Annotated in this window: 22 protein-coding genes and 3 pseudogenes; 8 read left to right on the forward strand and 17 right to left on the reverse strand. The window is 69.9% G+C overall.

The genetic code is table 11. The annotated features are described in order from the left end of the window. Positions 1-2 precede the first annotated feature (2 nt). From OOK41_RS14375 to hypF, 5 genes are all read left to right on the forward strand, one after another. Positions 3-350 (forward strand): SH3 domain-containing protein, encoded by a 348-nt coding sequence (locus OOK41_RS14375; RefSeq protein WP_266265309.1) that lies wholly within the window; start codon positions 3-5, stop codon positions 348-350. A 495-nt stretch (positions 351-845) separates the two neighbouring features. Continuing rightward, complete coding sequence (locus OOK41_RS14380; RefSeq protein WP_207892895.1) at positions 846-1,448, forward strand: SIS domain-containing protein; 603 nt, start codon at positions 846-848, stop codon at positions 1,446-1,448. Between the two features lie 83 nt (positions 1,449-1,531). After that, a complete protein-coding gene (locus tag OOK41_RS14385; RefSeq protein WP_266265312.1) occupies positions 1,532-1,699 on the forward strand; it encodes a HypC/HybG/HupF family hydrogenase formation chaperone in 168 nt (55 codons plus the stop codon). After that, positions 1,696-2,361 (forward strand): SIS domain-containing protein, encoded by a 666-nt coding sequence (locus OOK41_RS14390; protein ID WP_266265314.1) that lies wholly within the window; start codon positions 1,696-1,698, stop codon positions 2,359-2,361. The genes OOK41_RS14385 and OOK41_RS14390 overlap by 4 nt, the downstream gene beginning before the upstream one ends. Before the next feature lie 8 nt (positions 2,362-2,369). Then, positions 2,370-4,649, forward strand: a complete 2,280-nt coding sequence (hypF, locus tag OOK41_RS14395; RefSeq protein ID WP_266265316.1) for a carbamoyltransferase HypF — start codon at positions 2,370-2,372, stop codon at positions 4,647-4,649. A gap of 14 nt (positions 4,650-4,663) precedes the next feature. Here hypF and hypE read toward each other — a convergent pair whose 3' ends face one another. The 15 genes and pseudogenes from hypE to OOK41_RS14465 all read right to left on the reverse strand — a co-directional run bounded on the left by hypE (position 4,664) and on the right by OOK41_RS14465 (position 16,181). Next, on the reverse strand, positions 4,664-5,815 hold the full coding sequence (gene hypE, locus OOK41_RS14400; RefSeq protein ID WP_266265317.1) for a hydrogenase expression/formation protein HypE: 1,152 nt from the start codon (positions 5,813-5,815) through the stop codon (positions 4,664-4,666). Then, positions 5,812-6,939: a hydrogenase formation protein HypD gene (gene hypD / locus OOK41_RS14405; protein ID WP_266265319.1), complete on the reverse strand. Its 1,128-nt coding sequence runs from the start codon at positions 6,937-6,939 to the stop codon at positions 5,812-5,814. Before hypD ends, hypE begins: the two co-directional genes overlap by 4 nt. Before the next feature lie 10 nt (positions 6,940-6,949). Beyond that, positions 6,950-7,222 (reverse strand): HypC/HybG/HupF family hydrogenase formation chaperone, encoded by a 273-nt coding sequence (locus OOK41_RS14410; protein ID WP_117672285.1) that lies wholly within the window; start codon positions 7,220-7,222, stop codon positions 6,950-6,952. A gap of 145 nt (positions 7,223-7,367) precedes the next feature. Beyond that, positions 7,368-7,571, reverse strand: a complete 204-nt coding sequence (locus OOK41_RS14415; protein WP_117672283.1) for a hypothetical protein — start codon at positions 7,569-7,571, stop codon at positions 7,368-7,370. A 14-nt stretch (positions 7,572-7,585) separates the two neighbouring features. Then, positions 7,586-8,200, reverse strand: coding sequence for a DUF5947 family protein (locus OOK41_RS14420; protein WP_117672281.1), 615 nt, complete (start codon positions 8,198-8,200; stop codon positions 7,586-7,588). Further along, positions 8,197-8,805: a NifU family protein gene (locus tag OOK41_RS14425; protein ID WP_117672278.1), complete on the reverse strand. Its 609-nt coding sequence runs from the start codon at positions 8,803-8,805 to the stop codon at positions 8,197-8,199. Before OOK41_RS14425 ends, OOK41_RS14420 begins: the two co-directional genes overlap by 4 nt. Beyond that, a complete protein-coding gene (locus tag OOK41_RS14430; RefSeq protein WP_266265323.1) occupies positions 8,798-10,597 on the reverse strand; it encodes a nickel-dependent hydrogenase large subunit in 1,800 nt (599 codons plus the stop codon). Before OOK41_RS14430 ends, OOK41_RS14425 begins: the two co-directional genes overlap by 8 nt. Further along, positions 10,594-11,718, reverse strand: a complete 1,125-nt coding sequence (locus OOK41_RS14435) for a hydrogenase expression protein HypE (protein WP_117672274.1) — start codon at positions 11,716-11,718, stop codon at positions 10,594-10,596. Before OOK41_RS14435 ends, OOK41_RS14430 begins: the two co-directional genes overlap by 4 nt. Beyond that, positions 11,715-12,257 carry a hemerythrin domain-containing protein gene (locus OOK41_RS14440; protein ID WP_266265324.1) on the reverse strand — a complete coding sequence of 181 codons (543 nt, stop codon included), beginning with the start codon at positions 12,255-12,257 and terminating at the stop codon, positions 11,715-11,717. The genes OOK41_RS14435 and OOK41_RS14440 overlap by 4 nt, the downstream gene beginning before the upstream one ends. After that, positions 12,257-12,613, reverse strand: coding sequence for a hydrogenase maturation nickel metallochaperone HypA (locus tag OOK41_RS14445; protein ID WP_165878251.1), 357 nt, complete (start codon positions 12,611-12,613; stop codon positions 12,257-12,259). The genes OOK41_RS14440 and OOK41_RS14445 overlap by 1 nt, the downstream gene beginning before the upstream one ends. Beyond that, the gene (locus OOK41_RS14450; RefSeq protein WP_266265326.1) at positions 12,606-13,190 is read right to left on the reverse strand and encodes a hydrogenase maturation protease; all 585 of its coding nucleotides are present in this window, start codon (positions 13,188-13,190) and stop codon (positions 12,606-12,608) included. The genes OOK41_RS14445 and OOK41_RS14450 overlap by 8 nt, the downstream gene beginning before the upstream one ends. Next, positions 13,187-14,599 carry a hypothetical protein gene (locus OOK41_RS14455; RefSeq protein ID WP_266265327.1) on the reverse strand — a complete coding sequence of 471 codons (1,413 nt, stop codon included), beginning with the start codon at positions 14,597-14,599 and terminating at the stop codon, positions 13,187-13,189. Before OOK41_RS14455 ends, OOK41_RS14450 begins: the two co-directional genes overlap by 4 nt. Positions 14,600-14,792: 193 nt before the next feature. Then, positions 14,793-15,134 (reverse strand): annotated as a pseudogene (locus tag OOK41_RS32060) (ATP-dependent DNA ligase); the annotation flags it as partial. 33 nt (positions 15,135-15,167) lie between these two features. Further along, entirely contained in the window at positions 15,168-15,404 is a 237-nt protein-coding gene (locus OOK41_RS14460; RefSeq protein ID WP_266265329.1) for a hypothetical protein, read from the reverse strand. Between the two features lie 111 nt (positions 15,405-15,515). Further along, positions 15,516-16,181 carry a flavin reductase family protein gene (locus OOK41_RS14465; protein WP_266265331.1) on the reverse strand — a complete coding sequence of 222 codons (666 nt, stop codon included), beginning with the start codon at positions 16,179-16,181 and terminating at the stop codon, positions 15,516-15,518. A 66-nt stretch (positions 16,182-16,247) separates the two neighbouring features. Between OOK41_RS14465 and OOK41_RS14470 the strand changes: the two genes are divergently transcribed. Both OOK41_RS14470 and OOK41_RS14475 read left to right on the forward strand, forming a co-directional pair. Further along, positions 16,248-16,973: a helix-turn-helix transcriptional regulator gene (locus OOK41_RS14470; RefSeq protein WP_266267828.1), complete on the forward strand. Its 726-nt coding sequence runs from the start codon at positions 16,248-16,250 to the stop codon at positions 16,971-16,973. Between the two features lie 240 nt (positions 16,974-17,213). Then, positions 17,214-17,534 (forward strand): annotated as a pseudogene (locus OOK41_RS14475) (transposase); the annotation flags it as partial. Between the two features lie 116 nt (positions 17,535-17,650). Here the strand turns inward: OOK41_RS14475 and OOK41_RS14480 are convergent. Both OOK41_RS14480 and OOK41_RS14485 read right to left on the reverse strand, forming a co-directional pair. Continuing rightward, positions 17,651-18,571: pseudogene (locus OOK41_RS14480) on the reverse strand (IS256 family transposase); the annotation flags it as partial. Between the two features lie 286 nt (positions 18,572-18,857). After that, positions 18,858-20,144: a low temperature requirement protein A gene (locus OOK41_RS14485; protein WP_266265332.1), complete on the reverse strand. Its 1,287-nt coding sequence runs from the start codon at positions 20,142-20,144 to the stop codon at positions 18,858-18,860. Between the two features lie 299 nt (positions 20,145-20,443). Between OOK41_RS14485 and OOK41_RS14490 the strand changes: the two genes are divergently transcribed. Then, the gene (locus OOK41_RS14490) at positions 20,444-21,190 is read left to right on the forward strand and encodes a hypothetical protein (protein WP_266265334.1); all 747 of its coding nucleotides are present in this window, start codon (positions 20,444-20,446) and stop codon (positions 21,188-21,190) included. Positions 21,191-21,244 lie beyond the last annotated feature (54 nt).

Raw genomic sequence — 21,244 nt, forward strand, 5'->3', positions numbered from 1 at the left:
GCATGAGACTCGCACGAATTTCGATCGCCGCCGTAATGTTGGGCAGCGCCGCCGTGCTGGCGGTCGCCGCTCCGGCCCAAGCGTCCTGCCCGCAGGGGATCGCCAGCTTCGAGCCGCAGGTCAACGGCACGTTCGCCGGGACCGGCATCAACATCCGCACCGGGCCCGGCTCCGACTGCACCTCACGCGGCCAGGGCCAGCCCGGTCAGACCGTGACGTTCCGCTGCTGGACGACCGGGCACGACGGCGCCCGCTGGACCTACCTGCACAACCGCGCGACCGGCGTGTCGGGCTGGTCCCGAAGCGACCTGCTCTCCGGCGGAGGCGCTACGGCCTCGTGCGGCATCTGAGCCGCAGCCGCACACCAGCATCAGATCCAAGGCCGTCCAAGACTCGGCGCATCCCGCCCGCGACCGCTTCCCGGCCGCTGAAACCTACTAACCAAGATCGCCGGAAACACCGTTAGCGAGACAGCACCTTGGGGTCCGGCTCAGATCCCCCAAATCCGCCAATCGACACCTTTGGGAGGTAAAGGCATGTTTTGCTTCAGGGGAGCGGTGCGTTCCGCCGAGGAAGGGGGCTGACATGCCGGACGCGAGCTGCGCGGCCTGCTGCATCCGTTTCTCCTGCTCCTGATCTTCGAGCTGCCCGGTCACGACTACGACCTGATCGAGCGCCTCAAGGCGATGGCGCGTCGCTCGCCTGGCCGCAACTCGATCAGGTCATCAGTGCCTGCCTGCAGCGTTCGGCGGACGCCTTCACGGGACCGCGGGGGCGCGCCTCATCCGTATGCCGCTCTCCGACGCTGAACGGAGAACCAGTTGCAGAACCAATTGCATTCGCCCGTGTTTCCTGCCGTCCAGCGGGCGTTCGCCCGTCGGGTGGCGCCGGGGGAGGCCCTCGCCGGCGACGCCGTGCGGATCGCGCAGGCCTGCTACGAGATGGCTCTACGCTTCCATCGCGGCGGAAAGCTGATCGTTTTCGGCAACGGAGGGCCGGCAACCGATGCCCAGCACGTCGTGGTGGAGTTCGTCCACCCGGTCATCGTGGGAAAGCGGGCGCTGCCCGCGATCTCGCTGACGAACGACGCCGCGACCCTCACCGGGATCTCCCGGACGGCGGGCTTCGACGAGGTGTTCGCCGCTCAGCTGCGCCTGCTCGCCGCCCCGGAGGACATCGCGCTCGGACTGTCCGTCGACGGCCGGTGCGCCAACGTCCGCCGCGGCCTCGTGGCGGCCCGCGACCTCGGTCTCCTCACCGTCGGGCTCCTCGGCGGGGACGGCGGTGACATCGCCCGGGATGCGATCGCCGACCATGCCGTCGTCGCCCGCTCCGACGACCCGTGCATCGTCAAGGAGGTGCACGTGACGATCTATCACATCCTGTGGGAGTTGGTGCATGTGTTCTTCGAACAGCCCGGACTGCTGGAGCCGGCGGTGGTCCGGTGAATCCGAGACCCGTTCCGCCCGGTCAGCAGGCAGCCCGGACCGGGCCCGACTGCCACGACGGGGTCTGCATCACGTGCTCGGACATGGCGGTCGCCGTCCGGGTACGCGAACTGACGGCCGACGGGCTGGCCCTGGTCGACACGGACGCCGGACCGGAGGAGGTCAGCGTGGCTCTCGTCGAGGCGGGACCGGGCGACGTCGTGCTGGTGCACGCCAAAGAGGCCATCGCTGTCGTGGAGCAGAACCCGTGAGCGCCCGGGTCGAGGGCGCGATCGGAGCCCTCTACCCGTTCCTCGACGCCCGGCCGACCGACGTGGACGCGGTGCTCGCCGCGGTGGCGAGGTCCACCGCGGAGAAGTCGGCGGAGATCGTCGCCCTCCGCGAATCCCTGGTCGCCGAGCACGGGCAGCGTCTGCTCGACTGCGCCCGCCGGTGCGCCGAAGCGTTCCGCGCCGGCGGCACGCTGTTCTCGTTCGGCAACGGCGGCAGCAGTACGGACGCCCAGGACGTCACGCAACTGTTCCTGAACCCGCCGAAGGCCGCCCGCCCGCTGCCGGCCATTTCGCTGACCCACGACGTCGCCCTGATCACGGCGCTCTCCAACGACGTGGGGTTCGAGGTGGTCTTCGCCCGACAGTTGGCGGCGTTCGGCCGGGCCGGGGACATCGCGGTGGGGCTGTCCACGAGCGGCGGTTCGAACAACGTCCTGCGGGCGTTCGAGGAGGCGGCCCGGCGGGGCATGGTCACGGTCGGGATCGCCGGATACGACGGCGGCCGGATGGCGGAGTCCGAGGCCGTCGACCACCTGTTCGTGGTGCCGTCGGCATCGGTGCACCGGGTCCAGGAGGCGCAGACGACGGTCTACCACGTGCTCTGGGAACTCACCCAGCAGGCGCTGGCCGACGAACGCTGACGGCTGCCGTGGATCTCGCCAGCGTGCACCGGGTGCACGTCCGCGTCGAGGGCATCGTGCAGGGGGTCGGCTTCCGGCCGTTCGTGTACGCGCTGGCCACCGGGTACGACCTGGCCGGGTTCGTCGGCAACGACACCGCCGGGGTCTTCGTCGAGGCCGAAGGGGACGCGGCCCGGCTGGCCGCCTTCGTGGCCGACCTCAGCCGGCGGGCACCGACCCTGGCCCAGGTCGAGCGGCTGACCACCGAGGCGGTCCCGCCGACCGGCCGACCCGGCTTCGTCATCGTCACCAGCGTCACCGGTGCCGGCCGGGAGGCGTTGATCTCCCCGGACACCGCCACCTGCGCGGACTGCCTCGCGGAGATGTCCGCCCCGACGGACCGGCGCCACGGCTACCCGTTCACGAACTGCACCAACTGCGGCCCGCGGTTCACCATCGTCGAGGACGTGCCGTACGACCGCCGCACCACCACGATGGCCGAGTTCGCGCTCTGCTCCGACTGCGCCGCCGAGTACGCCGATCCCGGCGACCGCCGGTTCCACGCCGAGCCGGTGTGCTGTCCGGCGTGCGGTCCCGGCCTCCGGTTCGTCGACGCCGCCGGCGACCCGCTGTCCGGCGATCCCCTGGGCACCGCCGTACGGTGGCTGCGGGACGGCCTGATCGTCGCGGTCAAGGGTCTCGGCGGCTACCACCTGGCCACCCGGGCCGACCACGACCGGACCGTCTCGACGCTGCGTGCCCGCAAGCATCGCGAGGAGAAGCCGTTCGCTCTGATGGCGGCCGACCTGCGGGCGGCGCGCACCCTGGTCGACGTGGCGCCGGCGGCCGAGCCGGTGCTCACCGGCGTCCGCCGTCCCGTGGTGCTGTTGCCCCGGCGCGCTGACGCCCCGGTCGCCGCGTCGGTGGCCCCGGGCAACCGCGAGCTGGGCGTGATGCTGCCGTACACCCCGCTGCACCATCTGCTGCTCGCCCGGCTCGGCATGCCGATCGTGCTGACCAGCGGCAACGTCTCCGACGAACCGATCGCCCACCGCGACGGCGACGCCCGTCGGCGGCTGGCGCGGATCGCCGACGGGTTCCTGACGCACGACCGGCGCATCCACGTCCGGACCGATGACTCGGTGGTCCGCGTGTTCCGGGGCCGTGAACTGCCGGTACGGCGCTCCCGTGGGTACGTGCCCGCGCCGCTCACCCTCCCGTGGCGGTTCGACCGCCCCGTGCTGGCCTGCGGGGCGGAGTTGAAGAACACGTTCTGCGTGGCGAAGGGCCGGCGTGCGTTCGTCTCGCACCACATCGGCGACCTGGAGAACTACGAGACCCTGCGGGCGTTCACCGACGGGATCGCGCACTTCACCCGGCTCTTCGACGTCCGGCCGGAGATCGTCGCCCACGACCTGCATCCCGAGTACCTGTCCACGAAGTACGCGCTACAGCGTGAGGACGTCGAGCTGCTCGGCGTTCAGCACCACCACGCCCACATCGCGTCCTGCCTGGCCGACAACGCCGACCCCGGACCGGTGATCGGCGTCGCCTTCGACGGTCTCGGGTACGGCCCGGACGGCACCCTCTGGGGAGGCGAGCTGCTCGCCGCGGACCTGACCGGGTTCGAGCGGGTCGGCCACCTGGGCGCGGTGCCGATGCCGGGCGGGGCCGCCGCAGTGCACGAGCCGTGGCGGATGGCGGCGGCCTACCTCGACGAGATCTACGGCGACGCCGTGCCCGACCTGCCGGTTCTGCTCCGCCACGAGCGGCACTGGCCCGCGGTGGTGGGGCTGGCGCGGACCGGGACCAACTCGCCGCGTACCTCCAGCGCGGGCCGGCTGTTCGACGCCGTCTCGGCGATCCTCGGCCTGCACGACCGCGTCACGTACGAGGGACAGGCCGCGATCGCCCTGGAGCAGCGGGCCGACCCCGACGAGCGGGGCGGCTACCGGGTCGAGGCAGCCGGTCCGGTCCCGCTCCGGGACGCCGGACGCGGGCTGGTCCGCTGTGTCGTTGACGACCTGCTCGCCAAGGTGGATCCCAGCCGGATCGCCGCGCGCTTTCACCACGGCCTGGCGGACGCCGTGGTACGGGCGGCCGGCGCCGTCCGGGAGAGCACCGGCCTGGCCACGGTCGCGCTCTCCGGGGGTGTCTTCCAGAACGTGCTGCTGCTCGAACGGGTGGTGGGCGGGCTGGAGCAGGCCGGCTTCCGGGTACTCGTGCACTCGCGGGTGCCGCCCAACGACGGCGGGATCTCCCTCGGCCAGGCCGTGGTGGCCGCGGCCCGGGCTGTGCCCGACGGCTGAGGCGGGAACAGCCGTCAGCAGATGCGGGGGAGCGGGTCCCCGACCAGCATGTCGACCACCCTGGTGCCACCGAACGCCGTGCGGAGCAGCACCATCCCGGGCGGGTCGGCGGCGACGCGACCGATGACCGCCGCACCGTCGCCGAGCGGGTGGCCGCGCAGCGCCGCCACCGCCACCTCGGCCTGCGTACCGTCCACCACCGCCACCAGGCGTCCCTCGCACGCCACGTAGAGCGGGTCGATGCCGAGCAGCTCGCACGCGCCGGTCACGGCGGGACGCACCGGCACCGAGGATTCGTCGACGACGACCGCGACCTGGGCCGCCTGCGCCACCTCGTTGAGGATCGTCGCCACGCCGCCCCGGGTGGCATCGCGCAGCAGCCGCACCCCGGGAGCCGCGTCCAGCAGGGAGTCCACCAGCCCATGCAGCGCCGCGGTGTCCGAGACGATGTCGGCGGCGATGTCGAGCTCGCCCCGGGCGAGCATGATCGTCACGCCGTGGTCGCCGATCGGCCCGGAGACGACGACCGCGTCACCGGGGCGGACGTGCGGGGCGCCCAGGCTCACCGGCCGCTCCAGCACGCCGACGCCCGCGGTGTTGATGTAGCAGCCGTCGGCCTTGCCACGTTGCACCACCTTCGTGTCGCCGGTGACCACCTGGACCCCGGCGTGCTCCGCCGCGACGGCCATGGAGGCGGTGATCCGTCGCAGGTCGGCGACGGGGAAGCCCTCCTCCAGGATGAACCCGGCCGCCAGATACAGCGGACGGGCCCCGCTGACCGCCAGGTCGTTGACGGTGCCGTTGACGGCGAGATCGCCGATGTCCCCGCCCGGGAAGAACAGCGGCGACACCACGTACGAGTCGGTGGTGAAGGCCACCCGGCCGGCGCCCACGGAGAGCACCGCGCCGTCGTCGAGCGCCTCCAGCGCCGGGTTGCGGAACGCCTCGACGAACAGCCCTTCGATCAGGCTGTGCGTCGCCTTCCCGCCCGCGCCGTGCGCGAGCGTGATCCGGCTCTCCCTGATCCTCGGCGCGCGCCGACGGGCCCGTTCGATGCGCTGCAACACCTGCTGCTCCGGCGAGAGAATTCCCGGCGTACGCTCGGTCGTCGCTTCGGCTTCGGCCACCGCGCGCTCGGCCCATCCGGCGGTGCGTTCGGTCGTCATACCCTCGTCGTCTCCGCGAGCCGCTGCCTCGTGAAGCGGCCGAAGTTGTAGTAAGCCGCGCACGCGCCCTCCGAGGAGACCATGCACGTGCCGATGGGCGTCTCCGGTGTGCACGCGGTGCCGAACACCTTGCACTCCCAGGGCTTGAGCACCCCCTTGAGGACTTCGCCGCACTGGCAGGCCTTCGGGTCCGCCACCCGCACCCCGGGTACGTCGAAGAGCCGCTCGGCGTCGTACGCCGCGTACTCGTCCCGCATCCGCAGGGCGGAGTGTGAGATGAAGCCGAGGCCACGCCACTCGAAGTACGGTCGTAGCTGCATGACCTGGCCGATCGCCTCCAACGCCCGCAGGTTGCCGTCCCACGGCACCACCCGGGTGTACTGGTTCTCCACCTCGCAGCGCCCGTCGGCGAGCTGCTTGAGCAGCAGGTGGACCGACTGCAGCAGATCCAACGGTTCGAACCCGGCGCACACCAGCGGCTTGCCGTAGTCCCGGGCGATGAACTCGTACGGCCGGCAGCCGATGACGGTGGAGACGTGCCCCGGCCCGAGGAAGCCGTCGAGACGCAGGTCCGGTGAGTCGAGGATCGCCTTGATCGCCGGAAGGATCGTGACGTGGTTGCAGAAGACCGAGAAGTTCCTGATGCCCTCGGCGGCCGCCCGCAGCACGGTCATGGCGGTCGACGGCGAGGTGGTCTCGAACCCGATCGCCATGAAGACCACCTTGCGGTCCGGGTTGGTCCGCGCGATCTTCAGCGCGTCCAGCGGCGAGTACACCATTCGGATGTCCGCACCGGCCGCCTTGGCGTCCAGGAACGAGCCGCTCCCACCCGGGACCCGCATCATGTCGCCGAACGCGGTCATGATGACGCCCGGCTCGTTGGCGATGGCGATGGCGTCGTCCACCCGGCCCATCGGGATGACGCAGACCGGGCAGCCCGGACCGTGCACCAGCGAGACGCTCTCCGGCAGGTAGTCCTCGATTCCGTGCTTGTAGATGGTGTGCGTGTGGCCGCCGCAGACCTCCATGAACTTGTACTGCCGTCCCGGCTCGCACAACGCGGCGATCTGGGTGGCCAACGCCTGGGCCTTGTCCGCGTCGCGGTACTCGTCGACGAAACGCATGTCGTCTTCCCTAACTGATGTCGGATTCGGCGAGCGCCTGCAGCTCGTCGGTGTACGCCTGTCCGAGACCGGTCAACATGGCCAACGTGGCGGCCGCCTCGGCCTCGTCGATCTTCGACATGGCGAAGCCGACATGGACGAGCACCCAGTCGCCGATACCGATCTGGTCCGGACCGAGCAGGCCGATGTTGATCGCCCGCCGCACGCCCACGACGTCGACGATGGCCAGGTCGTCGCGGCCGGCCTTGATCTCGACGATCTCGCCCGGGATCCCAAGACACATCGGCCTACTCGTCCTCTCCGGTCACATTTTCTCGATCTTGATGTAGCGTCGCAGCGCGGGAAGTTCCTTCCAGAACACCCCGGCGACGGCCACGCCGGCCAGCAGCACCAACAGCTTCCGCACAGCTCACCTCCTTCCGCCCCGGTCAGCCCGGCGGCAGGTTCGGCATGATCGGCAGGATCGGGCCGTGCTGATCGGGCCGGATGCCGGTCGAACGGTGGGCGTCCACCGTCCCGTCATCGTGATGGCCCGACTGCCTCCTCCGCCGCGAGTTGCCCTCCTCCACACCCTTGGTGTGCGCCGGGGCGTCGAGTTCGACGTCGGGATCGCCCACCCGGATCTCGCCCATACCCGCCTCCTCCATCAGTCGTCGCCTGACGGCCGACCATGTCGTCGGCCGAGATCGTCGAAGAACCGGGGAATCTCCCGCCACACCGCGCTTCCCCCCGACATGCCCGTCCAGTGCCGGCGGATGAGCGCGACGAGCCGGAAGCAGTCGTCAACCGGCACCACCCACTGTTGGCCGGCGCCGCGCAGGTTGCCCGTCCACACCAGGAACGCCTCGACCTGTGGCAGCAGCCCGGCCAGCTCAGGTGATCGCGCCTCGACGGCCTGCCAGGCACCGGCATCGATCTCCGACTCCGTGGTGCCGAGCGGGCTCGGGTAGTGCCCGAGCACGCGGCCGTCACGCTGCTTGACGAAGAACACCAGACCGACCGGCACGCCGAGTTCGTCGGCGGACAGGCCCGACAACCGTCTGCCGCGGGTGGGGACGAGCTGGTACCGGCCGCCGCCGGCCGACTCCCGTTCGAAGAGCAGAGAGCACGGCGTGCAGGCGCACATCAGCTCCCCGTCCTGGTCGTCCCACACGTGCCGGTGCTCCGGGCCGACCGGCCCGGCGCACATGCCGCAGCGCTCGACCGAGGCCGCGCGCTGCCGCGCGCGGCGGATCGCCCGCTGCAGGGCGCCCGTCGTCATGTCGTGCCACCCACCGCGAGCGACCCCGCAGCTCGCCCCTCGTTCGTCGATGGCTCATCGGTCCGGTCTGGGCGCTGCCACAAGGTGGCGACCGGGATCAGCGCCGGCGCCGGCGCCGGCGTCACCACGTCGACCCCGGACAGCTCCGGGGCGAACGTCAACACCAACTCCCGGACCTGGTCCCGCAGCGCTGCGCCGCCACCGCCGCACGAACTCGCCGACAGGCTGATCCTGGCCACCTCGTCCTGGACACCGACCAGCGCGATCTCGGCGCCCTGCGTGCGCAGCTGTGGCCGGAGGTCGTCCACCGCCCGGGCCACCCGCCGGTCGAGCGGATCCGGGTGGATGCGGTGCAACAGCAGCAGGTGCCGCAGCAGCTCGTCGTCGGTGAGGCGGTCGAGCACGCGGGGGCTGCCGGCGGCGAGGTCGATGACGCGGGCCAGCGCCTCGCCGTACACCTCGGTCAGGATCTCGACGGCGTCCAGCGCCAGCTCGGCGGTGCGGCCCGGGGTCTGCTCGAGCTGGGCGAGCACGGCGTCCAGGTGGGCCAGCCGAGGCTCGACGGCCCCGTCGTCGAGCCGCTGGACGTCCGGCTGATCAGCCATGGGAGGCGCCGAACATCGGCGAGTGGATCTTTTTGAGGGTGCGCCCCCCGCCGACGTACATGTGCACCCCGCACGGCAGGCAGGGATCGAAGCTGCGTACCGCCCGCATGATGTCCACACCCTTGAAGTTGTCCGGCCCGTTCTCCTCGAAGATGGGGGTGTTCTGGATCGCGTCCTCGTACGGACCGGGTGTGCCGTAGCTGTCGCGGGGACTGCCGTTCCACGGCGTCGGCGGGTACGGATGGTAGTTGGCGATCTTGCGGTCCCTGATCACGAGGTGATGCGACAGCGCGCCCCGGACGGCCTCGTGGAAGCCGCAGCCGATGGCGTCGTCCGGCACGTCGAACTCGGTGAAGACCCGCATGTCGCCGCCGCGCATCCGCTCCATCGCCCGCTCCAGGAAGTGCAGCGACATCGCCGCGGCGTACGCGATGAAGTAGGCCCGCGAGCGGTCCCGCTCCAGCGCGTTCGACCAGCGCGGGATCTTCCACTCCAACGTCGTCTCGGGCAGCCGCTGGCTCTTCGGCAGCGTGATCAGCACGCTGTGTCCGGTCGACTTGACGTACGGGGTGTCGACCATCTTCGCCAGCGCCGTGGTGTACAGCCGGGCGAAGCAGCCGCCGCCGGTGTCCAGCGCGAGGTGCTCTCCGCTGCTCTTGTCGAACCAGCGGGGGCTCATCACCCAGCTGTACTTGTCGCCGAAGTCGCGCTTCTGTGGATCGGGGAGGGTGGTCTGGTTCCAGGGATGGCGGATGTCGACCGGGTTGCCGAGCGGGTCGTGGCTGACGAACGGCTCCTCCTCGCCGACCCAGTCCTTGTAGTACGAGCTGCCGAGCAGGATCCGGATGCCGAGGTTGATGTCGACCAGGTCGGTGGTGAGCAGCTTGCCGTCGACGACGATGCCGGGCGTGACGTGCATCGCCCGCCCCCAGTTCGTCATGGTCTCGTACCGGTAGTCGACGACGTCCGGATTCTGGAACGCGCCCCAGCAGCCGAGCAGGACCCGGCGGCGGCCGACCTCCTCGTAGCCGGGCAGCGCCTCGTACCAGAAGTCGAAGATGTCGTCGTTCAGGGCGATGGCCTTCTTGACGAAGTCCATGATGCTGATCAACCGGCTCAGGTAGTCGGTGAACAGCGTCGGCTGGGGCATGGTGCCGACGCCACCGGGATAGACCGTCGACGGGTGGACGTGTCGGCCCTCCATCAGGCAGAACATCTCCCGGGTCGTCCGGCTGACCTTCAGCGCCTCCTTGTAGACCTCGCCCTCGAACGGGTTGTAGGCCCGCATGATGTCGGCGATCGTCCGGTAGCCGTGGACGTCCCGGCCCGGTGCGGCGGTCTTCTCGGCGCGGGCGAGCACGCTCGGGTTGGTCTGTTTGACCATCGCCTCGCAGAAGTCGACGAAGACGAGATTGTCCTGGAAGAGGGTGTGGTCGAACATGTACTCGGCGGCCTCGCCGAGATTGATGATCCACTCAGCCAGGGGTGGGGTCTTGATGCCGTACGCCATGTTCTGCGCGTAGACGGAGCAGGTCGTGTGGTTGTCGCCGCAGATGCCGCAGATCCGGCTGGTGATGAAGCCGGCGTCGCGCGGGTCCTTTCCCTTCATGAAAACCGAGTAGCCGCGGAACAGCGACGACGTGGTGTGGCACTCGGCGACCACCCGGTTCGCGAAGTCGATCTTCGTGTAGACGCCGAGGTTGCCGATGATCCGGGTGATCGGATCCCACGCCATCTCCACCAGTTCGCCGGGTTTCTGGCCGGCGGCCTTCTTGGCTTCGGTCGCTGTCACGGTTGGTTCCTTTCGATTGCCGCCTGTCGCCGGGGATCTGCCGCGGCGTACGGGCGCCACCGGGGGTTGTAGCCGCTGGTGAGCTCCGGACCGTTGTGGTGCCACTTCGGTTCCCGGTTGGCGGTGACGTTGGTGATGCCGCGCAGGCGGCGGATCAGGGCGCCGTACGGCTTGATGAGCAACGTGGACAGGCTGCCGCCGGGCGGCATGTCCATGAACGGCATGAACTTGTCGGGGAATCCCGGCATGGTGCAGCCGATGCAGATGCCGCCGACGTTGGGGCAGCCACCCACGCCGCCCATCCAGCCACGTTTCGGGACGTTGCAGTTGATGACCGGCCCCCAGCAGCCGATCTTCACCTGGCACTTGGGCGAGTTGTAGTCCTTGGCGAAGTCGGCCTGCTCGTAGTAGGCGGCCCGGTCGCAGCCCTCGTGCACGGTCTTGCCGAACAGCCACTGCGGCCGCAGCATGTGGTCCAGCGGCGGGGGCGGAGCCGAGCCGGCGGCGTGGTAGAGCACCCAGGTCAGGGTCTCCATGAAGTTCTCCGGCTGGATCGGGCAGCCGGGTACGTTGACGATCGGCAAGCCACCCTGGGACCGGAAGTCCCACCCGAGATAGTCCGCCAGGCCCATGCACCCCGTCGGGTTACCCGCCATGGCGTGGATGCCGCCGTACGTCGCGCACGTGCCGGCCGCCACGACCGCCCACGCCTTGGGCGCCAACTGGTCGATCCACCAGTTCAGGGTCAGCGGCTCGCCGGTCGTCTCGTCATTACCGAACGACGTCCAGTACCCCTCGCCGTTGATGTTCTCGTTCGGGATGGACCCCTCGATGACGAGGATGAACGGCTCGGTCATCTCCCCACGGGCCGCCCGGCGGTACGGCGCCAGGAACTCCTCGCCGCCGGCCGCCGGCGACAACACCTTGTTGTGCAGGTTGACCTTGGGCAGGCCGGGAACGAGCCCGAGAACGATGTCCTCGATCGCCGGCTGACCGGAGGCCGTCATGGACACGGAGTCTCCGTCGCAACTCATGCCCTCGGAGATCCAGAGGACGGTGACCTCGTCGAACCCGGTCTCGTGCGGGATCACCGCACCGGTGTCGCCGATGCTCTGCGTCATGTGCGTGGCCTCCCTTGCATCCGATCCCGCAGCCGGTCGTAGCTGGCCGCCAGCGGCGCCACGAAGGCCAGCGGCGGGGGCTCTTCCGGTGCATGCGGGTGCGGGCGTGTCGGGGCCCGCTGCTTGCCCTGGTCGATTTCCTGGCCCAGCTCGCGGAGGGACTGCTTGTCGGCCCGGTCGCAGAGCAGCGGCATGAGTTCGTTCTCGTCGTCCCGCACGTGCCGAGCGACGGCGGACGCCAGCAGCTCCATCAGCTCGTCCTGTGCGCGATCGCCGGCCCGGCAGCGGTCGAGTTCGAGGAGCAGCTCCTTGATCGGCCGGTGCCCGGCGAGATGCCGGTCGACCACCCGCGGATCGGCCAGCACCTTCGCGGCGAACGGATAGAGGAGGACCTCCTCGACCGCGGCGTGCTTCGACAGTTCGCGGACGAGGATCTCCACCACGCCCCGCCGTTGCGCGTCCGATGCCGCTGCACGGTAGTCCCGGAACAGCTGCTCCACCACGCGGTGGTCGTGCCGCAGCAACTCGGTGGCGTCCATCAGCGCGCTCCCGACGCGACGCCGTCCAGCGTGATGGACTCCAGGACGACGTCGTCGCTGCCGGTGACCTCGACGTCGACGCCCCCGCAGCCGGGGCAGGCCACCATCGCGAGGTGGTCGTCGACCCGCGCGTTACGACCACAGTCATGACACCGCACCGTCATCGGCTCCAGCACCAGATCAAGGGCGGCGTCCGCGACCACCGTGCCCACCGCGGCCACCTGGATGCCCTGCGTAACGACATCACGGTCAACCGCGTGACCGCCGATCCGCACCCGCAGACCGGTGACCCGGCGCCCGGCGGCCCGGCGGACCACCGCCGCCACGATCGCCTCGGACAGACCTGTCTCATGCATCGGCGGTCACCCCCCTCTCGCCTGCCGTTCGCCGCGGGCTCTCCTGCCGCTTGGGTGCGGTGTGGAGCCGCGCGGATTCCTCGTGGACGATTTCGACCACCATCCGGACCGCCTGGTCGACCGCGGCGGCGAGCGGAGCCGACAACCCCATACGCTCGTCGAGGACAGCGGGTTGGCAACCCACCACGAGGATCCGGCCAACGCTGCCGCCCAGACCGCGCAGCAGGCGCAGCACCGACTCCGGATCCATGCCGTGACCGTCGGCGGCCGGCGCCTCCAGTACGTCCGCCGGCCGCAGTGCCCAGCCGGGGTCGTCGAGGTCCACCTCGAGGACGGCCAGCGTCCCAGGGGCCTCGTCCAGCGGCAACGCGTCCACCATGACAAGCACGTCGTGGTGCCCGTCCAGCAGATCGTAGGCCAGGTGCATCCCGCGTATCCCGTAATCGGACACATCCACCCCCGCGGGTAGGACGGCGTCCCGGAGGCGCTGCACGACCTCCACGCCGAAGGCGTCATCCGCGAGGAAGATGTTGCCGATGCCGGCGACGAGGATCCGACCGTTGCCGTCGCTGTTCATCGCGCCTCCACCTCGCCGGCCAGCGGCTCCACCTCTTCCGGGCGGAAGTGACGCAGGCGCCCGTACCACTGGTGCAGCTCGGCGCCCGGGTCGTCGTCCACGGTCACGGCTAGGAACCGCGACCCGTCGATGTCGAGCAGCACCTGCTCCACCCGGCCGGTACGGCCCTCCAGGAACATGTCGTGCGCGTCGGTGCCGCGCCGCCGGGGTCGTAACCGGACCCGGCTGCCCCGCGACAGCCGGGTGCCCGCGACGAGGACGGTCTCCGGGTCCGGCGCGATTTCCGCATCGGTGTCGAACCCCCGCCGGGGTCGTTCCGGCCCGGTGGCGGAATCGCCCGGCCGGTGGACGGGCTCCAAGGACCGAATCGCGCCGTGCAACCGTTCGAGTACCTCGGGCGGCATCGCGTCGACGCGGTCGAGGATCGCGGCGGCGCGGGGGTCGGTGGCCCGGGCCTCCCGTTTCTCCGCATCGGAGAGGGTGAGGGTGCGAAGCGAGAGAATTTCGTCGATCTCGGTCGCGTCGTGCAGGTCACCGGGGCTTTCCGGCGCGATCCGAGGGTGGTCGTAGAGGATGATGGGCGAGGAGAGAACGACCTCAGAAGTGCCGGACGCGCCGGCGAGCACCGGGAACGTGTGCACGTTGCGGCACTCCCGCGCGGCCTGTGCCGCCCATTCGGGCGGGTCGAGCAGGGACAGGAATCGCCCCTGGCTGACGGTGGTCAGCGTGTGCGCCGCGATCAGGCAGCAGCGCAACGCCTCATCCCGAGGGCTGTCCGCCGGTGTCGTTCGGTCCGTGTTCTCGACGCGCAGCCCGAGCCGCAGCAACCGGAACGGCGCCGGGGACGGGACGGCGGAGACGGCGACCGAGGCGGACAACGGCCATCGCCGGCGTACCACCCGCCCGACCGGCCTGCCCCGCTCGTCGGCCAACAGCTCGACGTCCTCGCCGCCGGGCACGTAGACGTCGAGGCGTCGGCCACGCCGTAGGTCGCCGACCGGTGCCTCGATGTCGAACTCCCGCGGCACCGCCTCGTCGAAGCTGAGCTCCGTACGGCCACCGGCCTCGATCCGGTCGACCGGCCGGTACCCACCGTCGGTCGTGCGTAGCTCGGTCACCTTGCCTTGCAGGTGCAGGAACCGTAACCGGATCCGGACGACCGCCGTCTCCGGCGCCTCCATCAGGCATTCGGTCTGCTGCCAGGACGACTCGGCCGAGCCCGCAACGCTGCTGTCGACCAGGCCGTGGGCCTCACCCCAGGCGGGGGGCACGAGGACACCGAACTGCCAGCGGACCCGGTTCTTGGCCGAGGAACGCCGATACGGGTAGAGCAGGTAGCCCTCGTACAGGATCGCATCCGCGATCGCCTCGGCACCGTTGAACACGGCGCTCGGGCACTGGCTCTGCACGATGCTCACCTCCGTCGCCGGCACGCGACACCGGCTCCGGCACGCGGTCACTCCGGTCTAGCCAATCCCCTCGGGGAGCCGTAAGTGCGCGTTGCCGGTAGGTGACGAGGGCATTCACTGAATCGGGTGATTCGGCGCGGCGGCCTCCGCCGACGGCTGGAGCCGGGGCCGGAGCACCCGGGGATGTCGAGCGCTTCGCGACGACCCCCTCGATCCCTGCCGCGGTCCAGGTGGCCAACCAGTCGGCCGCCTCATCGGCATCGGTGGTGTGCGGGCTGAGGGTGAGCTGCGGCGCCGCGCCGGCGAGGACGTCGGCGAGACGCGCCCGACGCCGCGCCGGCGGCGCATCCATGAGCGCCCCCTCCGCATCGGCCAACAGCTCGCACACGACGTAGTGCGCGGCATGCTCCCGGGCCATCCGGAGCAGGCCGGTCCCTGCGGTGACCCGTCGTTGCAGCAGGGCGAAATTCGTCGGCTCGTGCTGCCACACCACCAGTTCCCCGTCCAGGACCACACCGGCTGGCAGTGGCCGCACCGCGCGGGTGATGTCTGCCGGCGATGTGGGACATCAGAACTGTCCGAATGCTGCCTTCGGGTCGCCACTGCCCCTGGGCGCGGTCTGCGGCAGATCCAAGCACCCGATCTTGACCGGTAGGGCGATCGGAGTACGCCGGAAAGCGGCAATAGGTCGGTAAAAGTACGGCGAGCCAGGCGAGGCATCCGCGGACTCGGGGGTGTAGGCGCGGCGGGTGTCGGCGCCGAACATCGTCACCATGTCCAGCTGGCCGACGTAGAGGGCCAGCACGGCGTCCAGGTCAGGAGGCAGCACGGCGGGCGCGCGACCGCGCCGCCGGGCGCCTTCTTCGCCAGCGTCGGCCGCGGCGAGCACGGCTGCGGCGGGCGGCTTCGTGTTATCTCAGTCCGATTCGTTAGGCCGTGACCCGCCGGGGTTACTGGTGGGGGTTTCGGAGCGGAAGCTGTGCCCGAGCTGTTCACCGAGGCCGAAGTAGTGACGGAAGTTGTAGATCAGTGGGTTCCAGGCGCCGGGGTCGATGTGGCCGGTGTCGGCTACGACGATGCGTGCGTCGGCGTGTACGGCTAGCACTTGGGCCTCGATGATGAAGAAGTCGCCGTCGGCAGCGGTGTGGATTGCGGTGGTGCGCGCCTCCAACTGCAGAGGGCAGTCGGCCACTCGTGGTGGGCGTACGCGCACCGAGGGTTGTGGGCGCAGGCCGGCGGCGGTGAACTTCGCTGGTTCGTGGCGGAAACGGTCACTTTTGCTTGCCGGTACCGGGTGTCGGCCGGTCAGCGGCGCGAGTCGTTCGACCGCCTGCCACTGGTGCGCGGCCGGCAGGTTGACGACCATGTCCGGGCGTGCGGTGAGGTTGTGCCCGCTGCACCCGTCGGTCCCCAGGCCGAGCACGATGGTGTGGCCGAGTGCCCAGGCCGAGGACATGGGGGCCAGGTTGGCGCTGCCGTCGTCGTTCTCGGTGCTCAGCAGTACCACCGGGGTACCGAAGTACAAGATCTTCGGGTTGATCGTCACGTGCGTGGTGGCCGCCGGGTCGCTGAGGGTCGTCATGGTCGTCGACGGTAGGGCCGGGATACTTCGGTGGTCGCCGAAACGTCGGTGCGTCATGATTGGCGGATGGATTCCGGGAGCGCGGCCGCGGCGGTGGCCAGCTGGGCGGCGTTGCTGGCCGACCACACCCGTGCGACGGTGTGCCTGGCACTGTTTGATGGCCGCGCCTGGACCCTCGGTGAGCTGGCCCGCCACGCCCGGGTGGCGGTATCGACGCTGAGCCAGCACGCCGATCGGCTCGTCGCCGCCGGCCTGCTGGTGCAGCATCGTCAGGGCCGGCACCGTTACCTGCAGCTGGCCGACGCGCACACCGCCTCGCTGATCGAGGCGGTGGCCGCCGCGGCCGGGCACCATCCGGCGCCGGCGCGGTCGCTGTCCGGCGTGCACCGCGATCGCGCGCTGGCGCATGCGCGAACGTGCTACGACCACCTGGCCGGCACCGTCGCGGTGGCTGTCGCTGAGGCCATGACCCATCAGGGTCTGCTGACCTGGCGTCACGGCCTGGCGCTGACCACCGACGGACTGACCTGGCTGGAAGATCTCGGCATCGCCCTACCCGACACCGGCGACAGCCGTCGACCGGTGCTACGCGCCTGCCTGGACTTCACCGTCCGTCGTCCTCACCTGGCTGGCACGGTCGGCGCCGCCCTGTGCCGGCACGCGTTCACCGCCGGCTGGATCACTCGTATCGGCACCAGCCGTGCGGTCACCTTCACCACAACAGGGCGCCAGGCCATGGCGCGGCACCTCGGCATCGACGAGCAGACGCTGCGCCAACCGGGAACTGTCTAACTGGACGTTTGTTTCACCTTCGCGCCAGTAGGGACCGATTCGCGCCTCAACTTCGGTAGCGCAAGATGTCCGACCCGATCCGGAAAGAACACATTGCGGCTGACTCAACCCTGACCGGAATCGGAGCACTTCACCCCGCGATCGTGTCTGGCTCACTTTCACCCCGACATCGACGGACATGACGTCCGTCGAGCCGGCACCCGGCTGCCGTACTCCTGCACCATGACCGAACGGCGAGCCTATCCCCACGCGACGGTCTACGGCTACTTCGCCGCCTGGAGCAAGGAAGGCATCTTCACCGAGCTCAACTACCAGCTCACCGGCCTCGTCCGCGACCACCACCGCCGCAAGACCCAACCCACGGCATCCATCATGGACAGCCAGAGTGTGAAAACCTCCACCAACGTCCCACTGTCCACACAGGGCACCGACGCCGGGAAGAAAACCGTCGGCCGCAAACGCGGCATCATCACCGACACCCTCGGCCTACTCCTCGCCGTCATCGTCACCGCCGCCAGCGCCAGCGACAACGCCATCGGCATCAGTCGGCCCGATCAGGCTCTCTGCTTCTTCGTCCCCTGTGGACGTCCGGTTGCTCGGTGGCTGCTCGTCGGCGCAGCCCCCGCCAGCGACGGCCAGGTGAGCAATAGTCAAGACTTGTGGATGGGAAATCTTGATTAGGCAGCCGTGGCCGTGCTCGTGACGGGCTCGGCGGCGGGTCGTTCGACGAGTTTGCCGCGTTCGAAGCGGGCGCCGGCGCGGACCAGGGCGACCAGGTGCGGTGCGTTGACCGCTCGCCACCGCTGCTGGGCGGCTTCGATGAGCTTGAACGCCATCGCGAGGCCGGCGGCCTTCGAGCCGGGCCCCTTGGTGACCTTGGTGCGGTGCCGGACCGTGGCGAAGGTCGACTCGATCGGGTTGGTGGTGCGCAGATGCACCCAGTGCTCAGCCGGGAAGTCGTAGAACGCGAGGAGTTCGTCGAGGTCGTCGACGACCTTGGCGACGGCCTTGCCGAACTTCGCCCCGTAGGCGAGCTTGAACGCGGCCACGGCGCGGCGGGCGTGGTCACGGTCCTCGGCGTTCCAGATCTCCGCGAGGGCCTTCTTCGCCCCGGGATGCGCCGATTTCGGGAGGGCGGCGAGAACGTTGCCGATCTTGTGGAACCAGCAGCGCTGTTCCCGTGTCTCGGGGAACACCTCACGTAGCGCGTTCCAGAACCCGAGCGCACCGTCGCCGACGGCGAGGACCGGGGCGCGCATGCCGCGCCGCTTGCAGTCGCGTAGCAGGTCGGCCCACGAGCCGGCCGACTCACGGTAGCCCTCGGCCAGTGCGATGAGTTCCTTGCGGCCGTCGACGCGCACCCCGACCACGACGAGCAGGCACAGTTTCGCCTCGTCGAGGCGCACGTTGAGGTGCACGCCGTCGGCCCACACGTATACGTAGTCGGCCGCCGACAGGTCCCGCCCGTTGAAGGCGCGGGCCTCGTCCTGCCACTGCACGGTGAGCCGGGTGATCGTGGCCGCGGACAGCCCGGCGCTGGTGCCCAGGAACTGCTCCAGGGCGGGCACGAAGTCCTGCGAGGACAGGCCGTACAGGTAGTTAATCCGCGGGTTCGGGGTTCGAGTCCCTGGCGGCGCACCAGCAGTAACACCCTCAGGGCCGGTCGTTCAGACCGGCCCTGACTCCTTTTGGTGGCCCCTACGTCAGGCATCGAACAGATAACCGAGCTTGTCTGTGGTCGACCGCTGGGACTGCCGGGTCACCTCTACGTGGACGTAGATCATGGAGGCGCATTCAAGCCAGGCTGCGTCGAGGTCTGTCAAGCATCTTCGATGCTTCGGTTGATGGTCAGCGACGCGTTCCGGTGGCGGCCCGCGTCAGCTCCTACGGGATAGCCCCTCCGCCCGAGTCGCTGTTGCCTCTGGCTGTGAGTTCGCCCTCCGCCTCTTCGAAGAGCGTCTGGCGCAGTCGCCACCGGTGCCGGCGACTGATTAGGAACTCGGTGACAGCCGTCACCAGGCAGACCCCGGCAAGGCCGGCTAGGGCCTGCAGAGCGGGCAGCCAGGCGGTGACCGGCAGTAGGGCCAGCAGGAGTGCGGCGGCGCCGAGTCGGGGCCAGATGACGATGAGGATGCCGTGACCTAGCCGCCCGTGGAACGCGGCGTGGGCGAGCAGGAACAGGGCGACGCCGCCGTACATCGCGTACCGGCCGGTCCGGTCGAGCGGATCGCCGCGGTTGTATGAGTTGGCGGTCTCGATGAGGCCGGGCGTGTGTTTCAGTCCGAGGGAGAGCAGGATGATCCCTGCGATCATGGGTAGGTGCAGGTAGGTGTAGGCGTCCCGGGCGAGTCGTACCCGGTGGAGCGGGTCGGCGGTGCGCAGTGCGTGCTCTCCGACGAGCGCGGAGAGGTCGAAGTAGATCCATTCGAGGGAGCAGGCGATGACGGCGGCGAGCGCCGAGGCGATGAGGAAGCTCGCTGTGGTGTGCAGGTAGCTGCCGGTGACGCCGATCGACACCAGCACCTCGCCTAAGGCCAGGATGATGATCAGGTTGTGTCGCTCGGCCCAGTGCCGGGCGGAGAAGATCTGCCGACGCACGGGTAGCGCCATCCCGGTGCCGTAGTCGATGCTGATGGCCAGTACCCACAGGGCTATCTGGCCGGCCAGCGTTGTCGTGCTGCCGAGCCCGCCCAGCGGCAGCAACGCGGCGCTGAGCAGTAGGCCGATGGCGGCGAGCGCCGGCACGGTGAGCGACACGATCTCGTGGCCCCGCAGGCTCGGCGTGGCGTACCAGCGTAGTCCCAGGTACAGAAGCCGGACTGTGGCGTAGCAGCCAACGAACCCGACAGGGGCTGCCACGCCGCCGGGAACATCCCTGAACGCGTCCAGCGTGATAGCCGCCAGCACGAACAACACCGGCGTTGTCGCCAGCAGGGTGAGCCTGGCCAGGCCGAAGTTTGCCCGTACCCGGTTGCTCAGCCAGGCGAAGAGCGACCACAACCACCAGAGCAGGGTCAGGACAAGCAGCCCGTGCACGACACCGAGCCCACCCTTGCCGGCGGTCATCAGCGTGGTGACCTGAATGAACGCGAAGACGAACACCACGTCGAAGAAGAGCTCCGCGGTGGAGACGCGAGAATGTTCGGAGATCCGCCAAACGCCTGGGCGCAACCTCTGGACCATGGAAGAGGCCTCCCGTGATCAGGCTGGGCTGGACCGCCGGCCACCCGCGTTGCATCCACGTCTCCTCGTCGCGGCAACTCGCTGCCTGGGGCTACCCTGGCCGACGCGCCGCAAACCGGTGGGTCACTGCTCTGGATGCGGTTGGGCGACTCGGCATGGCCTTGCCGGTCCGTACTCGCCTACCTGATGGTCTGGGTCTCCGCACCCCTGTTTCTGGGAAGGATCGGTGCGGAGGCTTGTGTGCGGAGCCGGCGTTGCCCGGCCGTGGTTGCGGGTACCCGGCACGGATGGCGGAGGTACTTGAAGACGGGGACATCTACTTCCTCTACCGGCCACGGGTGGAGGAGGAGCACGTCGACTCGCTGGAGGAGGTGCAGCGGCTGCTGGTCGTGATGCACCCGTGGCGGGGACGACACCTGCGGCTGCTCGTGGTCGGGCGCAAGCGCCTGCCCGGAATCGACCAGCACGACCGCTTCTGGGCGTTCGTCGACGAGGTGGTGGACCGGCCCGAGCAGTTGCACAAGGCCCTCCAGGCGCGCGCGTACCGGACAAAGACCCGCGGCGGACGGGAGCAGCCGCCGGCCCGGCCGGTGGCGGAGGGGGCGTACGTGATCGCCCGGCACGACGACCACACCCATCTGGCGTACGAACTCGAACTCCCGCTGCGCCTCGGAGCGCCGCAGCACGAGCTGAGCATCGAGCCGGAGGCGAGCTACATCATCACGGTGAAGAACCCGCAAGCACCCTCCCCGCCCAGGGTCGGGCTGCGCGGGGACCAGAAGGTCAAACTGCCCGCCCAGCTGCAGGGGAAGTTCCACGGCCGTCGTTTCGCCCCGCTCGACCCGCCGAACTTCCTCGACCATGCCGGCACCGAACTCGTCCTCGTCGGCGCGGCCCACGACGCCTCCGAGGAGCTACGGATCGACCTGGACGCGGAGGTCGAACGGGCGGCGCGGAGCACGATCTTCGGGGACCTGCGGATCGGACGCCGGGATCGCCCGGTCGAGCCGCTTTTCGCAGGGGAGTGGGCGTAGCCACCCGCCGGTACGGCGAGGCAGTCAGAAGGCGGAGCGGCTGAGCTCGGCTCG

It is taken from the genome of Micromonospora sp. NBC_01655, from assembly GCF_026339755.1.
Lineage (GTDB): Bacteria > Actinomycetota > Actinomycetes > Mycobacteriales > Micromonosporaceae > Micromonospora.